The organism is Moorena sp. SIO2C4, from assembly GCF_010672485.1.
Lineage (GTDB): Bacteria > Cyanobacteriota > Cyanobacteriia > Cyanobacteriales > Coleofasciculaceae > Moorena > Moorena producens.
Genome location: NZ_JAAHGN010001157.1, coordinates 1 through 2252, shown reverse-complemented (window position 1 = coordinate 2252; position 2252 = coordinate 1). Strand labels below are relative to the sequence as shown.

Sequence of the window (2252 nt, the reverse complement as noted above, 5' to 3'; positions counted from 1 at the left end):
ACAGAACCACGGGCAAGCCTTAGACAATGAGCAGATTCGCGCTTCTTGTGCAAAAATTATGGGAAAAAGACCGAAAATTTCCTAGGGCAGCTTAGGACATTCACCTCTTCTTGCTGATGTTGACTGGCGGTCTATACCACCAGATTGTTTTCCTTCCCTGACTAAACCTCAGAAGTTCCCAACAACTAAGGAGTTTTTGATGAAACTATCCTATGTTTTGATCGGCTTAGCTATTTTTGCCTTCATTTTGAGACCAGATTTAATCCCTGCCAGCCTCGCTCTAGCTCTGATCGCTTTTGGTGTCGTGTTTGGTCTGTTTAGGGATCACCTGATGAAATAATCGGAAAGGTTAATCTATTCACAAGTACCTTGCTCTAAAACGTTTTTCCATAATTTTGGCTGAATCGTGCTATAATATGTTCCCTGTCATTTACTCCGATGAGTTTCTTGAACACGATAACGGTCGGTTTCACCCAGAACGACCAGAACGTTTAACGGCGATTGTGAATGCCATCAAAGCTGCACCTTGGGCTGACCAAATTAAGTGGCAGTTACCGACAGCGGTGGAAACTCGTCGAGTGATGCCTCTAGTACAACAAATTCATAGCCAGCGCTACATTGAGACAGTTGAAAAAATTGCTAGGAGTAATGGTGGCAGGTTAGATGCGGACACAGGGATATCCCCCCGCAGTTACGATGTTGCCCTACTCGCCGTTAGTGCTTGGCTAGATGCGGTAGATCAAGTCCTCACTACCAATAATTCAGCCTTTGTTCTAGCCCGTCCCCCTGGTCATCATGCTGAACGTCAGAGAGGGATGGGGTTTTGCTTATTTTCCAATGCTGCGATCGCAGCTTACTACGCCTTAGAGCAATCGGAAGTCGAACGGGTTGCCATCTTAGACTGGGATGTCCATCACGGCAATGGCACTCAAGATGTTGTGGAACGAGATGCTCGCATTGCCTACATCTCCCTTCATCAATCCCCTTGCTATCCTGGTACAGGCCAAGCCAGTGAACAGGGGTTTCACAATAATGTCCTCAATCTTCCCATGGCACCAGGCAGCACGTTAGCAGATTACCAGCCTATGTTTGAACAGAAAGTGATGCCATTTTTAACCAAATTTCAGCCAGATTTATTGATTGTCAGTGCTGGTTATGATGCTAATGCCGCAGATCCTTTGGCAAATATTGCCTTGCAGCCAGATGATTATGGGCTATTTACGAACTATTGTCTGCAACTAACTCGTCGGATTGTTTTTGGTTTAGAGGGGGGGTATGAACTCACTGCTCTAGCTCAGTCGGTGCTAGCAACAATTGAAGCTTGTTTGACTTAGAGAGTTGATCTGGGTAAGTATAGCTAGGTGTAAGTATAGCTGGTTAACTGTAAGCATTCAGCTATCAGCGTGTCGCGTATCAGCTTATGGGTTAGGTGGTCCCAACGTCGAAGCCTGTGTCACTAGGCTACTTTTTGCGCAGGGTGCGCGTAGCGCAGTACTTTTGAATAAAATAAGCTGACCACTGACCGCTGACTGCTGAATGCTTACGGTTAACTATAGCGCTACAGTATGCGGCTATACTCAAAACAATTAAATGTTTCAACCCGCCATACTGCTTTAATTGTTTTGGAAACAAGAGTAGTTAGATCAACTTAACTGCTCTAAGTCCAAAAAATAGAGTCAGAGCCACAACAGTGGCACCAGCTAGAATTACAAAGTAAGCGATTGCTCCAGAGATCATATTATTCTCCCAAAAATTGACTATTATAATAATATTACCTAATTTTACCTGATCTTGAGTCTTATTCCTCAGAGCAATAGTCAACCGTCAATAGTCAACCGTCAATAGTCAACGGTGAACAAACATGGAAGACAATAAATTTTTTCGTTTTGTGTGGCGCTTTAATGCCATTGTTATTATGGCTACTGGATTGCTAGCAATAGCAGTTTTAGCTTTTGCTGCTATCGAGATAGTCAAAAGCACTACGAGAGAGCGCCAGGGGATTAACATTGTTAATGTTAATGACGATAGCTCAAGCTCTCAAGAGTGGGAGCTGGGTAATCTCAGGGAGGTTGATGGCACAACCTATCTAATGGTGCCGCTTTACTCAGACCAATCTTATACCCAATCCTATTATAGCAAATCGACACGCTCAACTATAAACTATTTGTTTTTGGATAGTGAAACAGGGAAAAGCAAATGGATCTTTGCTAATAATGACTATCTAATTACTAGCGATAGCTTCATTTCAGAAA

The 2252-nt window shown here is 43.4% G+C and carries 4 protein-coding genes and 1 pseudogene; 3 read left to right on the top strand and 2 right to left on the bottom strand.

All coding sequences use genetic code 11. The features are described from left to right. The first annotated feature begins 199 nt into the window (after positions 1–199). Positions 200–340: a hypothetical protein gene (locus F6K20_RS34970; protein ID WP_008177807.1), complete on the top strand. Its 141-nt coding sequence runs from the start codon at positions 200–202 to the stop codon at positions 338–340. Positions 341–416: 76 nt separating this feature from the next. After that, positions 417–1334 (top strand): histone deacetylase family protein, encoded by a 918-nt coding sequence (locus tag F6K20_RS34965; protein WP_008177803.1) that lies wholly within the window; start codon positions 417–419, stop codon positions 1332–1334. 127 nt (positions 1335–1461) lie between these two features. On the opposite strand, the gene F6K20_RS34960 is transcribed toward F6K20_RS34965, so the two are convergent. Both F6K20_RS34960 and petL read right to left on the bottom strand, forming a co-directional pair. Then, positions 1462–1632 carry a hypothetical protein gene (locus tag F6K20_RS34960; protein WP_158026727.1) on the bottom strand — a complete coding sequence of 57 codons (171 nt, stop codon included), beginning with the start codon at positions 1630–1632 and terminating at the stop codon, positions 1462–1464. 6 nt (positions 1633–1638) lie between these two features. Next, positions 1639–1737: a cytochrome b6-f complex subunit PetL gene (gene petL, locus F6K20_RS34955; protein WP_071106406.1), complete on the bottom strand. Its 99-nt coding sequence runs from the start codon at positions 1735–1737 to the stop codon at positions 1639–1641. A 124-nt stretch (positions 1738–1861) separates the two neighbouring features. On the opposite strand from petL, the pseudogene F6K20_RS34950 reads away from it, so the two are divergent. Further along, a pseudogene (locus F6K20_RS34950) lies at positions 1862–2252 on the top strand (hypothetical protein); the annotation flags it as partial.

What these genes read in the sequence shown, in the direction of transcription:
- F6K20_RS34970 (WP_008177807.1), top strand. Translation starts at nt 200, where the DNA reads ATGAAACTATCCTATGTTTTGATCGGCTTAGCTATTTTTGCCTTCATT.
- F6K20_RS34965 (WP_008177803.1), top strand. Translation starts at nt 417, where the DNA reads ATGTTCCCTGTCATTTACTCCGATGAGTTTCTTGAACACGATAACGGT.
- petL (WP_071106406.1), bottom strand. Translation starts at nt 1,737, where the DNA reads ATGATCTCTGGAGCAATCGCTTACTTTGTAATTCTAGCTGGTGCCACT.